Origin of the sequence: Rhizobium sp. 007, assembly GCF_015353075.1 — a bacterium.
Classification (GTDB): Bacteria; Pseudomonadota; Alphaproteobacteria; order Rhizobiales; family Rhizobiaceae; genus Rhizobium.
On sequence record NZ_CP064187.1, the window covers coordinates 3975001 to 3994364 of the forward strand.

At 59.6% G+C, this 19364-nt stretch carries 12 protein-coding genes, 1 tRNA gene, 2 rRNA genes and 1 pseudogene (1 of these 16 running past the window's edge); 7 read left to right on the forward strand and 9 right to left on the reverse strand.

Annotated elements, in window-relative coordinates:
* The 5 genes and pseudogenes from ISN39_RS19345 to ISN39_RS19365 all read left to right on the forward strand — a co-directional run.
* Positions 1-1445 (forward strand): 23S ribosomal RNA (locus tag ISN39_RS19345); it begins 1497 nt to the left of the window's first position.
* 131 nt (positions 1446-1576) lie between these two features.
* Positions 1577-1691 (forward strand): 5S ribosomal RNA (rrf, locus tag ISN39_RS19350).
* Between the two features lie 110 nt (positions 1692-1801).
* A tRNA-Met gene (locus ISN39_RS19355) sits at positions 1802-1878 on the forward strand.
* A 225-nt stretch (positions 1879-2103) separates the two neighbouring features.
* Positions 2104-2735 (forward strand): annotated as a pseudogene (locus tag ISN39_RS19360) (transposase); the annotation flags it as partial.
* A 484-nt stretch (positions 2736-3219) separates the two neighbouring features.
* Positions 3220-4176, forward strand: a complete 957-nt coding sequence (locus ISN39_RS19365) for a hypothetical protein (RefSeq protein ID WP_092584322.1) — start codon at positions 3220-3222, stop codon at positions 4174-4176.
* A gap of 245 nt (positions 4177-4421) precedes the next feature.
* Here the strand turns inward: ISN39_RS19365 and ISN39_RS19370 are convergent, their stop codons facing one another.
* From ISN39_RS19370 to ISN39_RS19410, 9 genes are all read right to left on the reverse strand, one after another.
* On the reverse strand, positions 4422-5741 hold the full coding sequence (locus ISN39_RS19370; protein ID WP_194728547.1) for a glycosyltransferase family 4 protein: 1320 nt from the start codon (positions 5739-5741) through the stop codon (positions 4422-4424).
* Positions 5738-7906, reverse strand: coding sequence for a hypothetical protein (locus tag ISN39_RS19375; protein WP_246763254.1), 2169 nt, complete (start codon positions 7904-7906; stop codon positions 5738-5740). The genes ISN39_RS19370 and ISN39_RS19375 overlap by 4 nt, the downstream gene beginning before the upstream one ends.
* Before the next feature lie 86 nt (positions 7907-7992).
* Positions 7993-8724, reverse strand: coding sequence for a hypothetical protein (locus tag ISN39_RS19380; RefSeq protein ID WP_194728549.1), 732 nt, complete (start codon positions 8722-8724; stop codon positions 7993-7995).
* Positions 8721-9983, reverse strand: a complete 1263-nt coding sequence (locus ISN39_RS19385) for a glycosyltransferase family 4 protein (protein WP_194728550.1) — start codon at positions 9981-9983, stop codon at positions 8721-8723. Before ISN39_RS19385 ends, ISN39_RS19380 begins: the two co-directional genes overlap by 4 nt.
* A complete protein-coding gene (locus tag ISN39_RS19390; RefSeq protein WP_194728551.1) occupies positions 9980-10819 on the reverse strand; it encodes a class I SAM-dependent methyltransferase in 840 nt (279 codons plus the stop codon). The genes ISN39_RS19385 and ISN39_RS19390 overlap by 4 nt, the downstream gene beginning before the upstream one ends.
* Positions 10816-13062, reverse strand: a complete 2247-nt coding sequence (locus ISN39_RS19395; RefSeq protein ID WP_194728552.1) for a glycosyltransferase — start codon at positions 13060-13062, stop codon at positions 10816-10818. Before ISN39_RS19395 ends, ISN39_RS19390 begins: the two co-directional genes overlap by 4 nt.
* Before the next feature lie 64 nt (positions 13063-13126).
* Positions 13127-13786 (reverse strand): calcium-binding protein, encoded by a 660-nt coding sequence (locus ISN39_RS19400; protein WP_194728553.1) that lies wholly within the window; start codon positions 13784-13786, stop codon positions 13127-13129.
* A 270-nt stretch (positions 13787-14056) separates the two neighbouring features.
* Positions 14057-15457 (reverse strand): HlyD family type I secretion periplasmic adaptor subunit, encoded by a 1401-nt coding sequence (locus ISN39_RS19405; RefSeq protein ID WP_194728554.1) that lies wholly within the window; start codon positions 15455-15457, stop codon positions 14057-14059.
* On the reverse strand, positions 15454-17211 hold the full coding sequence (locus tag ISN39_RS19410; protein ID WP_194730258.1) for a type I secretion system permease/ATPase: 1758 nt from the start codon (positions 17209-17211) through the stop codon (positions 15454-15456). Before ISN39_RS19410 ends, ISN39_RS19405 begins: the two co-directional genes overlap by 4 nt.
* A 196-nt stretch (positions 17212-17407) precedes the next feature.
* Between ISN39_RS19410 and ISN39_RS19415 the strand changes: the two genes are divergently transcribed.
* Positions 17408-17980: a MarR family transcriptional regulator gene (locus ISN39_RS19415; protein ID WP_194730259.1), complete on the forward strand. Its 573-nt coding sequence runs from the start codon at positions 17408-17410 to the stop codon at positions 17978-17980.
* A gap of 44 nt (positions 17981-18024) precedes the next feature.
* On the forward strand, positions 18025-19272 hold the full coding sequence (locus tag ISN39_RS19420) for a glycosyltransferase family 4 protein (protein ID WP_194728555.1): 1248 nt from the start codon (positions 18025-18027) through the stop codon (positions 19270-19272).
* Positions 19273-19364: the final 92 nt, after the last annotated feature.

Here is a 19364-nt window from a genome sequence, read left to right on the forward strand (position 1 = left end):
CCTGCTTAAAGTTAATCTGAGCAGGGTTAGCCGGCCCCTAAGACGAGGCGGACACGCGTAGTCGATGGGAACCACGTTAATATTCGTGGGCCTGGTGGTAGTGACGGATTGCTCAACTTGTAAGGTCTTATTGGATTGATCTTGCAGGGACGCGGTTCCAGGAAACAGCTCCACCGTATAGACCGTACCCGAAACCGACACAGGTGGTCAGGTAGAGTATACCAAGGCGCTTGAGAGAACTATGTTGAAGGAACTCGGCAAATTGCACGCGTAACTTCGGAAGAAGCGTGACCCCATTTTGGGCAACCAGGATGGGGTGGCACAGACCAGGGGTAGCGACTGTTTATCAAAAACACAGGGCTCTGCGAAGTAGCAATACGACGTATAGGGTCTGACGCCTGCCCGGTGCTGGAAGGTTAAAGGGAGAGGTGCAAGCTTTGAACTGAAGCCCCAGTAAACGGCGGCCGTAACTATAACGGTCCTAAGGTAGCGAAATTCCTTGTCGGGTAAGTTCCGACCTGCACGAATGGCGTAACGACTTCCCCGCTGTCTCCAACATAGACTCAGTGAAATTGAATTCCCCGTGAAGATGCGGGGTTCCTGCGGTCAGACGGAAAGACCCCGTGCACCTTTACTATAGCTTTACACTGGCATTCGTGTCGGCATGTGTAGGATAGGTGGTAGGCTTTGAAGCGGGGACGCCAGTTTCCGTGGAGCCATCCTTGAAATACCACCCTTATCGTCATGGATGTCTAACCGCGGTCCGTTATCCGGATCCGGGACAGTGTATGGTGGGTAGTTTGACTGGGGCGGTCGCCTCCGAAAGAGTAACGGAGGCGCGCGATGGTGGGCTCAGACCGGTCGGAAATCGGTCGTCGAGTGCAATGGCATAAGCCCGCCTGACTGCGAGACTGACAAGTCGAGCAGAGACGAAAGTCGGTCATAGTGATCCGGTGGTCCCGCGTGGAAGGGCCATCGCTCAACGGATAAAAGGTACGCCGGGGATAACAGGCTGATGACCCCCAAGAGTCCATATCGACGGGGTTGTTTGGCACCTCGATGTCGGCTCATCGCATCCTGGGGCTGGAGCAGGTCCCAAGGGTTTGGCTGTTCGCCAATTAAAGCGGTACGTGAGCTGGGTTCAGAACGTCGTGAGACAGTTCGGTCCCTATCTGCCGTGGGTGTAGGAATATTGACAGGATCTGTCCCTAGTACGAGAGGACCGGGATGGACATATCTCTGGTGGACCTGTTGTCCTGCCAAGGGCATAGCAGGGTAGCTACATATGGAAGGGATAACCGCTGAAGGCATCTAAGCGGGAAACCCACCTGAAAACGAGTGTTCCCTATCAGAGCCGTGGAAGACGACCACGTTGATAGGCCGGGTGTGGAAGTGCAGCAATGCATGAAGCTTACCGGTACTAATAGCTCGATCGGCTTGATCGTTCTCATTGACAATGCTCATCAAAATGAGCCAGGCGATAAGAAGCAGCATACAAGCGCTTCCCCGCCAATGACGTGTTCAACAAAACGAAGTGAAAACTTCACCAGCTTCTCAAATCGTTGCGCTTCGCTGACCTGGTGGTTATGGCGGGGTGGCTGCACCCGTTCCCTTTCCGAACACGGCCGTGAAACGCCCCAGCGCCCATGGTACTTCGTCTCAAGACGCGGGAGAGTCGGTCGCCGCCAGGTCTGCAAAACGCAACAACAAAATCACAATCTTCTCAAAACAAAACAACGGCAATAAGCCGATATAAACCGGCCGCAACAACAGCGGTCCGTTCCGCTCAAAAAAACAATAACGCGGGGTGGAGCAGCCCGGTAGCTCGTCAGGCTCATAACCTGAAGGCCGCAGGTTCAAATCCTGCCCCCGCAACCAAATTCCAAACCAATTCAATGGGCTCCGAGCTAACTCGGAGCCCTTCTTGCGTTCAAATGCCCGAAAATCGGGTTGGCCAACCCTCGAAAGACCAGAACCACCTCAGCCGCCAAGACGGACATTTTGCCGGTAGTGTGCTGAAGGTTCTGCAAATTCTCTGAAGGAGGCGGTCATGGCAGGCTGGTGATGTTCAACGTCACCTGATTCCCTGGAAGGAACGCCACCATGACCAAGATTGAAGGTAAGACAGCCAGCGCCGCCGTCAAAGAGATTTTGCTTTCGAACCCTGATGGGCATCCGCACGGTGATGCAGGAGGTGCTGGAAGCGGAGATGGACGAGACACTGGGGGCTGCAAAAGGCGAGCGCACGCCGGAGCGGCTCGGCTACCGCTCGGGCCACTATGGCCGCACGCTGATCACGCGGGTGGGCAAGCTTGAACTGCGGGTTCCGCAGGATCGCTCGGGGCACTTCTCCACCGAACTATTCGAGCGCTATCAGCGCTCCGAGCGGGCCCTGGTGGCGACCTTGGCGGAGATGTATGTGCAAGGGGGTATCGACCCGGAAGGTCAAGGCGATTACCGAGGAGCTCTGTGGCCATGCCTTCTCGGCATCATCGATCTCGGCGATCAACAAGCGGCTGGACGAGAGCCTGAAGGCCTTTGCCGAGCGGCCGCTTCAAGAGCCCTTTCCCTACCTGATCCTCGATGCGCGTTACGAGAAGGTGCGCGAGGCCGGCGTCGTGATGAGCCAGGCGGTGCTGATCGCCGTTGGCATCGACTGGGATGGACGGCGGCAGATTCTGTCTGTCGAGATGGCCGGCCGCGAGAGCCGCTCTGCCTGGAAGGACTTCCTCGTGAACGGCGCGGCTTTTGACGGATGCCCAGCGCATCGAAGTCCTCGATGTCGGCCGTCGGCGAACCAGCGCTGTCCAGATATCGCTTGCTGGCGTAGGTCATCCTGCGCGAAGGAGAGAAACTCAGGGTGTTGATGGGCAGGGCGTCGATCATTTGCTCCAGTTGCTGCTTGCTGCGTTGCAGGGCCTAAGCGTCCTCACCGGAGGGCTTTCCTGCGTCGTCGCAACTAGGCCTGTCTCTCTCTTCTCAAGTAAAGCCGCGTGCGGGAGAGACACGTCATGCGTGAACGCTGGACGTGGGTAATACCTCGGCAAGCTGGATAAGCCTCTTCTGTAACTCGGAGTAAGCGATTAAGAAATATATCGTTCAAGCGCGGGTATACATTCGGAGTTGAATTTAAGCCTGTTTTTGCGCATACTTCGATCATGGATATTATATTTCAAATATTGAAGTATATTTGTTCCGTAATTGCTGATGGATCGCCGCATGCTCGTATTTTCAGATGAAAATTTGGAGGTGATACATCGTTCAGGATCATCTCCCTATCTTCTCGTCACCTTTAACGAGATGGAAATGAAGGCGAACGGCAGCCGCTTCTGGGGGCAGCGGTTCTGCGAGAAAGCTGACGTTTCGGCACTTGGCTTCATCAGTCGACGGCCGAACTGGTTTCCGGCGGCGAGCGTCGTCAAGGCGGTCGAGGCGACCGCGCCCATCCTCCGCGCAGCACCGGAGCGGATCCTTTACGGGCACTCGCAGGGCGGCTACGCGGCGTTGCGGTACCGAAGGCGCTTCAACGCTGCCGTTGCCATCGCTTTTTGCCCTCAGATCTCGATCGATCCGAAGGCCGTTCCTTTCGATGGCAGGTTTGCAAGCCATTTCTCGCCCGACCTCCACGCCAATATGGGGATCGCGCCTGATCACGCAACTGGCCGGGCCTATCTCTTCTTCGATCCGTTCCACGCCGTCGATCACCAGCACGCGGTTCGAATCGCGACGCTGCAGGCGAGGACGCACCTCGTGCCGGTCCACATGACAGGCCATGGCACCGTTCGGGCGTTCACCGGAACGGCACGCGCCCTGTCGCTGATCGAAGCCTGCCGCGAAGACGATCTTCCGGGTCTACGCGCTCTGGCTCGCGCAGCCCGAGTCATGGCGCCGATGCGGCCCTATCAGATCGCTGTGACGGCGATCGCCCGGCATCGGGCCTGGGCCGACCGGTTTCATGCACGCTTCGGCTCGGCTTTCTCTCCGGTCGAGCGAGCAAACTTCCTCTATCATCGGGCCAACCGCCACATTCGCGACGGTGAGCTTGCGACGGCGCGGACCATGCTTGTGGACGCCATGACATATCAGCCGGAAAATCCTGGTTTCGCCCGCCGGATAGCGGAACTGGACGGCCGTATCGCGCGCCGCCTTGGGGCGGATGACGCCGCGCATTCGTGATCCGAATGTTGCCGAGCCTACTCGACAAGATGGCCTTGCTGAAGAGTGACAGCCTATCTCAGGTCCAACGCTTTTGGTTGCCGGAGCATCCTTGTTCCAAACCGGCGGCGCGGATGATGGTCTTGCGGACTTTCGTGTGCATGTAGGGAGCCCTCCATGCGACCTTGCGAACGGTTTCTCAAGGGTTTGGTTGATCGATCCTCTCTTGGTCGAAGCCCTTTCAGCGCTTCACAACGCGAGCGTCGCTAAAGCGAGTGGGCGAGAAGCGCGGGGCTCTCGGTCATCGCGGCATCTAGCTTCCGCCGCAGCAGCGCGCGATAGAGTTTGACGTGTTCTTGCGCGCAGGCGAGGCGGTCGGCGGGCTGTCGCATGGAAACGCGCAGCCGCTCCCAGATTTGGCTATCACCCAAGACTTCGACGATGCGGTCCGCGAGATCCTGGCTGCTGCCAGCGCGAAAGTGCAGGCCATCTTTTCCGTCACGCACCTTCTCGGCCATCCCGCCGATGTCGGAGCACATCATCGGCCTACGATGGAGCAGGGCCTCCTGGATCACGATGGGCGAGTTTTCCCACCAGACGGACGGCAGAACCACCCAGTCGACCGAACGCATGAGACGCGGCACGTCCGCGTTCTGGTAAGCGCCGTAGAAACGGACGCGGTGGCCGGCGTCTGCGATGAGCTTCTTCATCCGCTCCTGGAATTCGATCGGCTGTCGCTCGAGGTTGCCGCCGAAGATCATCAGGCAGGAGTCTTCGCCCCATATCTCCTTCGGGATGCGCAAAACAGCGTCGATCAGGAGGTCGGCCCCCTTGAACGGCGTCATTTGTCCGAAATAGGCAAAGCGGTTGCGGCGCGGGTTGGGACCTTGCGCTTCTCGCGCGGGCGCAGCTGTTTCCACGGCGATGCCGTTCTCGATCACGCTGAGCTTGTCCTTTTCGATGCCCCATGCGACGTAGCGCTCCGCCAGAAACCGGCTGGGGGAGACGAAAGCGTCGGCAAGGCCAAGCATCCCGCGCGCAAACAACTCCCGCTTCAGGAAGCGTGAGACGGGGATGTCGGGAAAGCAGCCGTGGCAAGCGACGGGGGATGCTGTTTCGCAGAGCTGACCGGAAGGCCGTTTCACCATCTGCCCATGATTGTGGCAGATCGACAGATACTCGTGGAACGTGACGAGTATGGCCGCGTGCGGAAATGCTTCTCTAAGGGCGTAGAGGGCTTCAAGGCCAATGCCTAGAACATGATGGAAATGCACGACATGGGGCCTGAGATCGCGCGCGAAACGCAACAGGTCTCGGCTGATTGCCTGGGTATCGCCATTGGACAAAAAGAAATGGTCGTAGTCGTCCGCGTGGAACAGCAACTCATCATCGGCAAGGCGAAGGCTCATCAGCGCGGACGAGGCATGCCGCGGGACCGGATGGCCGACCCGGGCCAGGTAAACCGATTGCACGTTCGGCAATGCGTTCAGGCCGCGATGCAGGTTGTGAGAGGCGATTTCCGCCCCGCCGAGCGAAACCGTTGGGTGCGCATGCGAGACGACAAGGACGCGAAGCTGCTCGTTCATGCGGGCCTCTTTTCCGGGTGCTTTTCAACGGTGAGGATAGGCAACCATTGGCTCTTGAAGATCTTTCGATCGATCTCCTCCATCAGAGCCGCCATCGCCGGACTATCACCGTTGCCTGCGTCGTCGCAGCCCCACATCTGCACCGATGGCAGCAAATAGGAGTCAAACCCGGAGCGGCTGAGACGGAGGCCGAGATCCAGACCCTTTTCCTGCGCGCCCAGATAGCCGCCGGAAAAGCCGCCGGCGCGCAACAGGGCATCGCGGGGCATGACGCAGCACTCGAGCGAGGCCGCCGCGATACGGGTCAGCTTCATGTCGGCAACCGCTTTGAGAGGATATCCCGTATAGCGGCCCACGACCGGTTCGTCGCAGTTGCCGTCATCGATCCAGCTTCCCGCCCAGCGAATGGAATGGTCCTCGTAAACCAGGACGGGCGAGACGACGCTTCCTTTGAGCATCGCGGCCGTGGCCAAGAGCTTGCCATACCAGCCTGTCCCGCGCGGGATCAGTGAAGCGGAGAGCGACACGACCGTTTCACAGGAGAGTGCTTGCGTGCCGGCTTCCAGCATGTCGTGGACGTCGCCTGTTCCCTTCACCGATACCAGCCTGGCCGAAAGGCTATAGAACCGTGCGAGTTCCCTGAGGCGAGCAGCCTGCCTGCGAAAGCGCTCCGCGGGCATGGCGATCATGATCGGCGTGTGCCGCGTCTCCGGATCGAGCGCAAGCAAGGCCAGCAGCGGGGAAATGTCCTCCTCGCCCTCCCCGGCGCCAATGACGATTGGCGGGCTGTTTTCCTCATCGAAGGAGCCGGCATCGAGGATTGTCTCGATAACCGGCGTTAACCTTTCGGATTGTCCGAGGAACGGGACAATTTGTGAATCGACTATCGCCGGCAGCGCACAGTTTGCGGGATCGATGGAGCCGATCTGGCGCAATGCCGCCAAGCGCGCAGAAACCCGCGTTGGTTTCACTGGCAGAAACGCACGGCGCGAATCGTGCAGCGTTAGTTCGAAGTAGAGGGGCGCACCAGGATCTTCGTTCGGCAATTGGGCGTGGGCGATGAAGCCATGCGCGCGCTGTTCGCTCCAAAGGCTCGGTGTGAAGTGCTGCTGGTCGTCGAAACTGTCCGTGACATCGGGGCGATCAAAACGCGTCCAGCGTTCGTCGAGGCGAGCCGCGGCATCGCATCGACGCAGTCTTACCGTTGCGACGTGGCCGTCGGGGTCATAAAGCCAGCCGGAGACGAGGAGGTTTCCTCCATCGGCCTCAAATGTGCTGTCTATTCCCATCCGGACGGGATACGGCAGGCTGGAGACGGTTTCTTTGCCCTCAAAGCTGTTGGCGGCTGCTCGCAGGGACAGGAGCACGTCCGGCGCGCCATGGGTCCGCAGCAGAATCGACCGGATATGTTCGGGCGTTTCCAGCGGGCCGGCGATGCGCTTTCGGGGGTGGACCGCAACATACCTCCAACCGGCGCGCCCCCGAAAAACCAGACCTTCGATGTCGAGAGCGAGGGCAGCCTGGCTGGCCTCGAGAAGGCCGACAAAACCAGAGGCGCCATCGGGAGCGTCCGGGCGAGGAAAGATGGCGATACCGCACTCCGCGACCACCGGTGTCACATTGCCCACCACGGACACCCGGCAAGGCCCCGGCGCCATGCCGCGGCTCCAGCCCTGCAGGAACGTCGCGCCATCATGGCTCTCACCAATCAACTCGATAAACCCATCGCTGGCGTGGGCTGACTGCAAAAGCGCGGTTATGGTCAGAAGTCTGCGGCGGCTGACATTGCCGACCATCAGAGCGTCCACGAGCCGGTCGAGGACCGCGGCTGACTGAGATCCCGCAGACTCAACCACAAGCGCGGCTGCTTCCTCCGCGGAGGCAAGCCGGGGCGCAAAGATGTAGCGTGCGCCCGTCTCCTCCTCTCCGAACCGGATCGTGGTCATGGTCAGGTCCGTGCCCACAGCCGGAAGGAGCGCCGCGAAGCCGTGCTTGGCCCGCGGTGAGGATGCGGCCAATCGCCATTCCGAGACAAACAAGCTTGGCGTGACTGCTTGATCCTCACCGAGGCCGACCACCACGTCGCCGGCCGTGACACGGCCGAGGCCGATGATCAGCAAGGTTGTCTCGTCGACGCGGCAGCCGATAACCCTTCCAGAGCGCATCGCCCTGCTCGCCCCATGCCCGCCTGCCGAGGGACTAATGACAGCGGGGGATTGTTCTCTAACCAGCACGCTTTACCCTCCCTGGATCAGATTCTGGCTACCAGCGTAAGGCTGGCGCCCGCGGCAAATCCCACGAGAATGAACAGCAGCAGCAGCAGGGGCTTGACTTCGCCGTTCGCACGCTTCCGCAACGTATTCAGGTTCTTCTCCATTCCTGCCACAACCCCATCCAGCCGCATCAGATGGACATCGAGATCATTCAGCCGTTGGCTGATATCCACCTTGAGGCTTTCGACGGCGTTACTGACATCGGTGAGGCCGGCGGTCTCGGTCTTGTCGGCATCGATTTCCGGTGTGCGCTGCAGCGAGCGCTGTGAGACCTGCAACTGCCGCTGCGCCGCCATCAGCAAATCGAGCTTATCGAGCACTTTCGCCAGGGGTGCGGCGATAAGAGCCTCGGCCGCCTGCTCGTTTGGCTGGGGAACGCGCAGGGCCTGCTCGGAACCGCTTCCATTTCGCGCCATGACGACAATATCGTTCACCCGAGACTGGACGGGATCGGGCAGCGCGATTTCAAATGCGTGTTTGCCGTCGCCGATACCGTTGCGCCGCAGGTCGGGACGATTGCGGTCGGCAACAGCCTCGGCAATCACCTTGCCATCGAGGAGGACACGAATGGTCAGCCGTTGATCCGGCGCCATCGGGTCGAATGCCCAGCCGAAGATCCGGCCCATGTCAACGGCATCCACCCGGCCGTTCATCGGCTTAGCGTTGTCCTGTTCGGATGCGGCATCCGGTCGTTCAGCGGGACTAATCATAAGCTCTCCTGTGCCTGAACCTGTGCCGTGTCCATCCACTTGAGGTAGCGGCGGGCGGTCGTGTCGATGTCGTCGGGCTTGCGGGCGTTTTCGGAGAGCTGGCGCAGCAGGTTCGGCTCTTCCGCTATGTTCCGCATCGCCACGGCGAGCGCTCGGGCATCGTTGGGTGGAACAGTCAGGCCGTTGACGCCATGCTCGATCATTTCAGCCATTCCCCCGATGTTGCTGGCGATGACCGGACGGCCTTGAGCCTGGGCTTCCTGAATGACAAGCGGCGCGTTCTCCCACCAGACGGAAGGAACTATGGTGCAATCGACCGCGGCCACCAGATCGCCAATATCTTCGCGTCGATAGGGGCCTCGGGACTGCACCGATTCTGACGTTTCGGTAAAGCGCCGATTGATCTCATCGACGAAGGCCTCGCTCTGGAAGGGCGCTCCGCCATGGACGCGGAGTTCGAAATCAAGGCCATCGGCCAGAAGCTGGCGCGCAGCGTCGAGCAATACGGTCACCCCCTTCCAGGGGTTGAGATTTCCGAAATATCCGAAGACCGGCTTCCCGCCCTGGAGCAGCTCCCTTCGCGCGCCGGCATTTCGGGTGGGGATACCATTGGGAATGACGCTAATCGCATCTTCGTCCAGTCCCCACCGCACGAAGCGCTCCCGTAAAAAAGCGCTTGGCGAGAAGAAGTGGTCAACCGTGCTCAGCAGGGCCTTCAGGTGGCGTTCGCGCAAGGCAAAGCGATCGAGCGGAATGTCCTTGAAACAGCCATGGCAGCGGTCCGGGCTGGATTGGTGACAAAGCTCCTTGCTGCCGGTGCGTACCATCAGGCCTTCATGGTGGCAAATGGGGTAGTAGTCATGGAGCGTCATGACGATCTGGCAGTGGGGTAAGGTGCGGCGGACGATGTGAGGGAACTCGGCGCCAAGCAGCAGCAGGTGATGGAGGTGAACCACATCTGGCCGGAAATCGCGCAGCAACTCCGCTATGTCCGGCACAACACCATAAAGGTCGATCTGACTCATGAAGAAGCGATCGAAGTGTCCGGACCAAAGCAGGACCTCATCTCCCGCCGAGCCGATGCTCTGAAAGCTCGTGCCCGGTCTGGCTTCGCGGTGGATTTGGTTCGTGGCACCGAGAAACAGGGCTTCGTGCCCCTCGCGCTGGTAGGCGCGAAACAAGTCGTGAGCAAATATCTCCGTTCCACCCGGGTGAAGGGACGGATGGTTGTGGGCTGCCACCAGAATGCGCTTGCTCATCGACCATTTCCCCGGCGCTTCGCCACGATGAAGTCCTGATGGTGGCCTGCGTTGGTGCCGCGCCAATGGCCAAGCGATTTCAGGGCGACGGAAAGGCCGGCCCGTTCGAGCGCCTTGTCCAGAAAGCCGTCTTCGAAACCGACTGCGGCAAGCGGTGGCTGGTTGGGTACGAACCAGCATGGGCTTTCGCCATAGCGGCGGAAGGGGAGACGCGGATCGCGTCGCCCGTGTTCGTTTGCCGCCGCGATCCGGTCGACCACGAAGGCGGTCATGAACAGGCGCCCGCCGGGTGACAGGATCCTGCGGACCTCGGCGAGGTAGACAAGGACCTCCGCGGGCGGCAGATGAGTGACCACGGACGTCATGATGACGAAGTCGAAATGCCGATCCGGAAACGGAAGCGTCAAGGCCATCCCGCTGATCTTGCCGTTCGGATTGTACAGCTCGTGAGCGATGTCCAGTTGCCGGAAGGCGAAATTGGGGTAGGCAGGCGCAATCGTTCGCTGGCACCAGCCAATACCGCTCTCGACTGGATCGACACCATCGTAGCGGCTCGTTTGCGGATCGAGATATTGGGTAAGCGGCACGGCCATCCGGCCGATGCCGCACCCGATGTCGAGAACGCGGCTGTCTTCGCGCAGGCCGCCGATGCGAATGAAGTAACCGAGAAACTCCGCTCCTATCGCGCGAAAATCCCCGTCTCCCACGAAGACGTTGGTGGATTCCGGTTGCGGCAGAAAACGATTGCCCCGAACAGATTCGATTAGCCAGCGAACACGGTCTTCATCTATTAGCCGGGCCGGCTTGGTGGGGTGCAGGAGTGCCGCATGAGTCACGCTGCGTTCCTCTTCCGGATTCTCACACCCGCCGCGGTGGGTCGCTCGTCCCTATCGAACAGGTTCGCCATCAGTTCGGCGATATCCTCCTCCCAGCGCTGCGTATGCAGCCATGAATTGTATTGGCTTGCAACGCCGCGCATGTAGTCCTGGCTGCGGCGAATCGAGCGACGCTCGAAATGATACAGGCACGCTGCCGGCTCATAGGCAATCTGGAGCCCGAGGCGACGGATCTTGAGGCACAGGTCGCTGTCCTCGTAGTCGCCGATCACGTAGTCCTCGGTGTACCCGCCAACGCGCTCGTAAGTGTCTCTGCGGGTCACGAGGCAAGCGCCGGTAACGCCGGGAACGTCGCGGGCATGTTGCGCAGGCATGTAGTCGCCAGGCATGCCCTTGTGGAAATGGTGGTTCAGCCAGATCCCGCGCTGGTCGCGGCCGAAGTACAGTCCAGCGTGCTGCAGCGATCCGTCTTCGTAGATCAGTTTCGGGCCGACGGCACCCAGCTCGTTGCTTTTCAATAGCGCTCGCGACAACACCTGAAGCCAGCCTGGCGCGAAAGGCACGACATCTGAATTGAGCATGACCAGTATGGCGCCGCGTGCAAAACGTGCGCCGGCATTGCAAGCACGCGCATAGCCGGCGTTGCGATTCATAACGACCAACTTCATCGGCAGCCCGTGCAGAAGGTGCAGGCCGCCGAGCAGGTGCTCCGTCTGATCCCGGATTTCCGGTGAATCGAGGACATAGATGACCTCCGTGTTGGCTGCTAGCCATGGATCCGTGGCCATCCCCGACAGTTGGAAGCGCAGGAAATCGAGAACCCGGTAGAGGGGCACGACAATGGAAACGAGGGGTGCGCTTTTGGGCAAGCTGTAGTCCTTTGTGCTGTCGACCTCTATGGTCTTGCCCAATCGTCGTTCTATGTCCTGCAGGGCAGGGGCAAGAATCGTGCGGAAGGCACCGTCGACCGCATGCTGAGGCGGCACGGCGCGCAGGACATGGTTTCGTTGTGTCGCGGGCTCGAAAGGCTGTGGCGTCGGTATCAGCGGCCTGACCGTTCCCGAGGCAAGGCGCATCTGAAATCGCGGTTGCAGGAGCGGCCCGGGGGATTCCGACAGAGGGACCCAGGCAACGAAACCGGTCACATCGGTCTTACTCTTCTCATCCTTCCCTTGCGCCCATGCCGGAAATTCGTAGCTGTTGCCGTCGAGCGGCACGGCCGTGCCGTCCTCTTTGACGTAGTCGATGCCGGCGGACGCGGATGACGGCGCGTGGAACCAGCCGCCGGCCAGCAGACCGTCGTCAAGCGCCAGAGCGAGATCGACCTCACCGGACGGATGCATCGATGACTTGGCAATCCGACTTGTTGCCAGTGGTGCGCGAACCTGAAGGTCGATCGCCGTGGCGGCGCCGCTTTCCGGCAACGTGGCGAGTCGACGAACAATCATTTCGCGCAGTTCCACCGCCTCGGGGTTTTTGCCCCACCAACTCTGAAGGTTGGGATGGCGAGGCTTGCCGTCAGCAAGCTGGCGAATGGCGACGCCGTTCTTGCTCAGGAGGACGATGAGAAACGGAGGGGAAGGCGCCTCTGCGATGAAATGGCACGATTGCAGGCCGTTTGTCGCGTTGCGTCCGCGAACAAGTCTTACGGCCATGCGTGTAATCGAAGCTGCGCCGATCGCATAGATCGCTGTGATGTCGCCAAGATCCGGATTGATAGCCGTCTCAATCAGATGGCGTCCCTGCGCAATTTGGCAGACGATGCTGGCGGCCTGCGGTTCGGGCACGAGCGCGTGAAGGGCGTCTTCGACCACCATGTTGAAAAGATGGTCGCTGGCGATGCGGAAGGCGCTTCGCCACACGGTCAGCAGGTTGTTGACGAACTTGATGCGGGCATCCGGCGCGAGATCCGCGAACAGTGCCTCCACATCGAGGGGCACGAGCGTGCGCGCCGGATGCATCACGATGGTTTCGGCGGTGCTGCCGTGTTCCGTGCAAATGCCGACACTCACCGGCTGCTTTTCCGGTCTCATCGCCCAGAACATTCGTTGTCTTCCGTTGCCAAGAGGCAGCATCATGCTGACGAGCGGTATCGGCGACTGGTCCATGGACAACAGGCACTTTGTGGTGGCGGGAAGGGACGGGGGGAGATCCCAGATAAGGACGGCCAGCTCCGCGCCGAGCCGAAAGATCTTTGCGTTTCTGAAAACGCCAGTGGCGTCTATCGATTCGTCGAACGTCACACGCTATCCTCTGGATCGGAGTTGCGCGCCCCACGGGAGGAGGCAGGGCGCACAGAAGTCATATTCAGTGAACGGTGAAGTAGTTCTCGGGATTGGCATGGACGTCGTCGGCATCGACATTTACCAATGTGAGCGTATCGCCATGGCCGAGATCCACGACGACATTGCCCCCTACCTGCGTGACACGCGAGGCCAGGTCTTCGGGCGAAGACACGTCGAGGCCATTGATGCCCTTCGAGATCTGCAGCAGATCCTCGCCAGCGTTAAAGTCGAGGATGACGTCATTCCCGCCGCCGCCGTCGAAGACGAAGATGTCGTGGCCAGCAGCGCCTGCCAGGACGTCGTTGCCAGCACCGCCATCAATGATGTCGGCACCATCGCCGCCATAAAGTATATCGGCGCCCTTGCCGCCGGACAGGAGGTCGCTTCCCTGGCCGCCGAGCAGGGTGTCGTTGCCCTTGTCACCGTACAGAAGATCATCACCCCAGCCGCCGACGAGGTTGTCATTCCCGTTTTCACCGTTCAACAAGTCGCTGTCCTCGCCGCCGAACAGGGAATCGTTTCCCTTTCCGCCGAACAGCAGGTCGTCACCGTCATCACCGAACACGAGGTCGTGCCCGTTGCCGCCGCTCACGAAATCAGCGCCCCCATGGGCGCGAATGAAGTCGTTAAAGCGGGAGCCGAACAGCGCATCGTCGTATGCTCCGCCTTCCAATGTGGCCATCTGCCTCTCCTCTTCGGATTGATATTCATGCGTCTCGGCGCAGGGTGCGACGATTTCGCGCTTGAAATGTGCACTGCAAAAAACCGAAGTGCAACATATCTTGAATCTAAAATGTCTTGTCTTGAGAAATATATTTCCCAAATTGAATATTATTGGCACATTGTTTCGATAATATCCGGGATCATAAAGTAGTATGAAAATATTTTACTTTGAAATAACTTCAAAATTTGAAACAATTTCTGCTGTGCAGCATTTCAATTTCCTGGAAATCTAGTCTTCCCTGAACGCGCGATTGAAGCTCTCGAGGACGGGAGAAGTGAGGTAGTCGATCGCACGGCGTGACTCGTGGATGATCAGAACCTCCGCGGGCATGCCGGGATAAAGGTGGACATCCGGGTTTGCTTTGAGCGATGCCGGATCGAGTTTGGCGCGCGCGACGAAAAACGCACTGTTTGACTTTTCATCTACCGACTGGTCCGCGGCGACATATGTAATGGTGCCTTCCATCGGCAGGCGGGAGCGTTGATTATAGGCTGTCAGCCGGACTTGCGTATGCGAGCCCACGGAAATGCTGTCGATGTCGCGAGGATTGACGCGCATTTCGACCAGCAGTGGCTCATTTTCCGGAACGATCTCGAGCAACGGCTGGCCGGGCGTGACCGCGCTGCCAGGGGTGCGCAGCAAGATGTTGCTGATGATGCCATCCTGCGGAGAGCGAATCTCAAGGCGCCGCAGCACGTCCTTCGAAGCGATGATCTGCTCTTCGACGTCCGCCAGATCGATGCGTGCCGTGGTGATTTCGCCGGCAATCGTCGACTGAAAGTCACTTTCGATCCCGGTCAGCGCAAGCTGTGCGCCTGCTGCGGCTTTTTCTGCCTGGGCCTTGTTGCCGACGAGTTCGCCCCGTTCCCTCGCAAGCTCACTTAGCTTGGAGTCGATCTCGATGAGTTGCGTGCGCGGTGCCGCGCCTTTTTTCGCCAACGTTTCCGTCGCCGTCCGGTGCTCTTTCATGAGATCGATTTGCTGGTCGGTCGCCTGGATCTGGATGCCGAGCGACGTTGCTTGTTCGATATGCTCCTCGATGGTCTTTTGCTGGACCTCGACGCGTCCGACCTTGGTCTCGCGCCGCTTTTCGAAAAATATCGTCTCCGCCCTGACGGCGTCATCGACCGTATCGTCCCGGCTGTCACCCAAATCGCGTGGAAAGCTGATTTGCGGCATGTCAGTTTGCTCGGCTTTCAATCGCGCCAGTTTCGCGATTAGGCCAATGCGTCGGATTTGGAGCGACTGCAGGCTGGAACGGGCGCGCGTATCCTCCAACGCGATTAGGGGCTGCCCGGCGGAAACTTTGTCGCCCTCCTGAACGAGCAGTAGACTCATCACGCCGCCTTCGAAATGGCTGATAGTCTTTCGCTTCGAATCGACGATGACCGTGCCGTTGGCGACCGTCGCGCTGCTGAGCTCGACCGAAAAGGCCCAGGCAAAAAATCCCCCGAAGGACACAAGGATCGTGGCGAGCCCCGCAACGACAAGACGACGAAGCGGCGAACGGCTATCAAACCGGTCGAATTCCAAGTTCGAGTAGCCAACATCCCGCGATGCCGGCTGATGCCGCTGGAGGCGACGTTCGGAGAGATCGGAGCGGACCGCAAGGGGGCTCTTTTCAGTCATATTGCGGCTACCTCGCGGTGTGGTTCGCCCGGCATCGTGGTTGTAACCACGGCCGTTCGCGGTCCGAACTGTGTGATGCGGCCGTTTTCGAGCACGAGCAGCTTGTCGGCGACCTGCATGATGGCTGGCCTGTGAGCGATTATGATAACGATGGCGCCGTCGTCGCGCGCACGCTGGATCGCGCGGATAAGGGCCCGCTCGCCGATCGAGTCCAGGTTTGCGTTCGGCTCGTCGAGCACGATGAGGCGAGGCTGGTTGTAGAGGCAGCGCGCCAACGCTATGCGCTGCCGCTGCCCTCCCGAAAGGGTCAGATGTCCGTCGCCGACGGGTGTGTCGTAACCGAGTGGCAGGCGTCCGATCATTTCGTGGATGTCGGCCAATCGCGCCGCCTCCAGCACCTTGTAGGGATCGCTGTCGGCCATTCGCCCAATGTTTTCTCGAATGGTGCCTTCCAAAAGCGAGACGGATTGCGGCAGATATCCGACCACCTGACCGAACGAGCCACGCTCCCAGAGATAGGTGTTGTTGCCGTCGAGGAAGACGCCGCCGGACGTGGGGCGCAAGATGCCGACCAGCAGCCGCGCGAGTGTCGATTTGCCGGCAGCGGAGGGACCGATCACGCCAAGAACCTCGCCCGGAGAGAGGGAGAAAGAAATGCCCTTGATGATGGGCACATCCAGCCCCGGAGCTGCGTAGACGAGCTTATCGACCACGATGTCGCCCGACGAATGTGGCGTGGGCATCGTTTGGCGGATTGCAAGATCCGCCTTGAGAAGGGCCTCGAGGCGACGCCAGCCAGCGATCGCCAGCACCCATTGCCGCCAATTCTCGATGATCGAATCGAAGGGGATCAGTAGGCGCCCGACAAGAATGCTCGATGCCATCATGGCGCCGGGCGTGATTTCCTGCTCCAGCACCAGATAGGCTCCGGCTGCCAGCGTCATGATCTGGATGGAATAGCGCAGGCTGCGGGTGATGGACGACATCGCCTTGCTCCTGCACCCACTCGTTTCAAAGGCGCTGAGAGCCTGCAGTTGAAGGGAGCGCCAACGATTCGCCAGAGCTGGCAGCATGCCCATCGCCTCGATGGCCTCGGCATGTCGCAGCGAAGCGCCAATCCTGGACACGGCCTCGATATTTGTTTGATTCGCTTCCTTGGTGAGTTGGTGCGTCAACATGTCCGTGACCAGTCCGCCGCAAATGAGCAGTGCGGCGGAGACTGCTCCGATAAGACCAAAAAGCGGATGCAAAAGGAAAAGGGCGCCGAGGAAAATCGGTGACCAGGCAGCGTCTAGGGGCGCACTGACCGCTGACGAGGTCAGGAAGCTTCGCAATTCTGCGATGTCCCGAAGCGACTGGGTCGCGCGCGTCAGGCCCTGATCGATAGAAGCCTGAACGGCGGCCGCCAGGACGGGCATGTTCAGCCGACGCACGAGCGCGCCTCCGATGGCTTGGAACGAGAGGGCACGGATGAATTCCAGAACACCGAGCACCACAAGGGCGCCGACGGCCAAGATGGTGAGCATTGCAAGTGTGTCCATGCTCTGACTGTTGAGTACCCGGTCATGGACTTGTAGCATGAACAGAGGCATCGTCAGTTGTAATATGTTCAGACACACGCTCAGTGCAGCTGCATAAAGCAACCCAAACAAAAATACACGCTTTGCTTGAATAACCAGCAACCTTGGGCTGTCTTGTTTTTGGCCTTCCCCGGTTTGCCCCTTGCTTCGTGTCTCATTTTGAACTTCATGCATGAAAATTTGCCTCGAGTTAACGTTAGATCCATCTGTTGGAGGACAGATTTGGTTGTAACTGAGCCTAAGGATAGTATTGCGTCGACCAATCTGGCACATAACAGCGAGCTTGTGCAAGCTCATGGTGATCGTCGGTGATGAGCATATTTGAATATTACTTCAAATTTTGAAGTATTATCTTGAAACGGAGAGTCGAATGAAAGAAAATGATGTGTTCAGTTTGCTGGCAGAACTGAATGACGATCCGAGTCTTCGAATAAGCCAGACAGCACAAACAGACCCCCGGCTTCCTCAGGGTGCCGAGCTTGGGGACCTCCAGCAGGTTACGTATTTCGAGCTCGCTCGCCTCATGGAGCGGGCAAGCCGGCGCTTCTCGGGCCTGATCCGTGCGGAGCTGACCAAGCTTCGTGTAGACGATATCGGGCCGGCGCAGGCGATGATTCTGCTGGCAATCGGCGATTCGGAACTGTCGGTCGCCGAGCTTCTGGATCGTGGGCATTATGTCGGCTCCAACGTTTCCTATTATCTGAAGCAGCTTGGCGATGGCGACTACATCGATCGCGTTGCCTCCCAGCGCGACAAGCGGTCGGCGCGCATCAAATTGACAGAGAAGGGACGCCAGCTCAGGGCAAATCTCCGCGACGCGGCGATGGCTTATGAGCGCGCGGTGAATCGTGGCGACCAGGACCAGCGGATGCTTGAGACGGCTTTCCAGACGCTGCACCAGCTCGAACTGGCCTGGGGCAGCGCTTCACGGTACGGCGTCTAAGCGGTGAGTGATGCCGTGCACCTGGCAGGGGCGGGCTAAAGGCGATGCACGTGGCGTTTGTTCATCGTCGGGGTTTCGGTCAGTTCGCTGCCTTGGCCGCTCAGCTCGCGCAGGCGGGAAATGAGGTTAGCCTCATCACCGAGACCATAGACCAGAAGATCCCATCCGTTCGCGTCGTTCGACATCGAGCGGAATCGGGCCCGCGCGCAGATCCGCATATGGCCCGACACATGGGCACTCCCGATCACCATGCGCGAATCGGCCATCGCGTTGCCGAAACGCTCGACGCCATGGCGCGGCAAGGGCTGGTACCCGACGTTGTCGTTGGCCATATCGGTTGGGGAAGCATGATGTTCTTCAAGGACGTGCTGCCGCGGGTGCCCGCATTGGGGTATTGCGAGTTCTTTTACCGATCGGAAGGGGCGGACATCGGGTTTTCCCCCGACGATCAGCCCGATCTGGAGACGCGCAAGAGGCTGCGGCTGCGCAACATCGCGCAGCTCCTATCCCTTGAGGCCATCGAGGCCGGCATAAGCCCCACCCATTGGCAGAGAAGTCTGTACCCCGCCGACGCCCGCGGGCGCATTTCGGTATGCCACGAGGGGATCGATACGGCGCGGTTTCGACCGGACCCATCAACTTCGGTCACGCTTTCGGACGGGCGTGTGCTCAGCGCCGGTCGTTCTCCCATTGTCACCTTTGTCGCGCGCGACCTTGAGCCGTATCGCGGATTTCCACAGGTCTTGGAGGCTGCCGCCAAGGTTGTGCGCCAACGCCCCGATGCTTTGTTCGTTTTCGTCGGAGGGGATGGCGTAAGCTATGGTGTGCCGCCGCCCGGCGGCGGGGCGTGGAAGGATCATCTCCTCAAATCCCTTGATATACCGCGGGAGAATATCCTCTTTCCCGGCGCGGTGCCGCATTCGGTTTTGCGGCAGCTTTTCCAGATCTCGGCCGCGCACCTCTACCTGACCTATCCGTTCGTTTTGTCGTGGTCGATGTTGGAGGCGATGGCGTGCGGCGCCCTGGTCATCGGATCGGACACCGCGCCCGTCCAGGAGGTTATACGCTCCGGCCGGAACGGCCTGTTGGTGCCGTTCTTTGATACGGACGCACTCGCTGAGGCCATTCTCGGCGCCCTGAAGAGTCCCGAACGGCATTTTGGGATGCGTGCCGCGGCGCGCCGGACGGTGGAGAGGCGTTTTCGACTCACGGACTGCCTCGATCGCCAACAGTATCTTCTTGAGAAACTGACTGGAAAGTTACTTCGCCGCAATGCAGAGATGAATTCATGATTATTACTTTGATTTTTAAAGTATATATGAAATATTTTTCTTTACGATGGCTAATTTTTATTATTGTGCACTGCAATCTTAGTTGTTAGGCT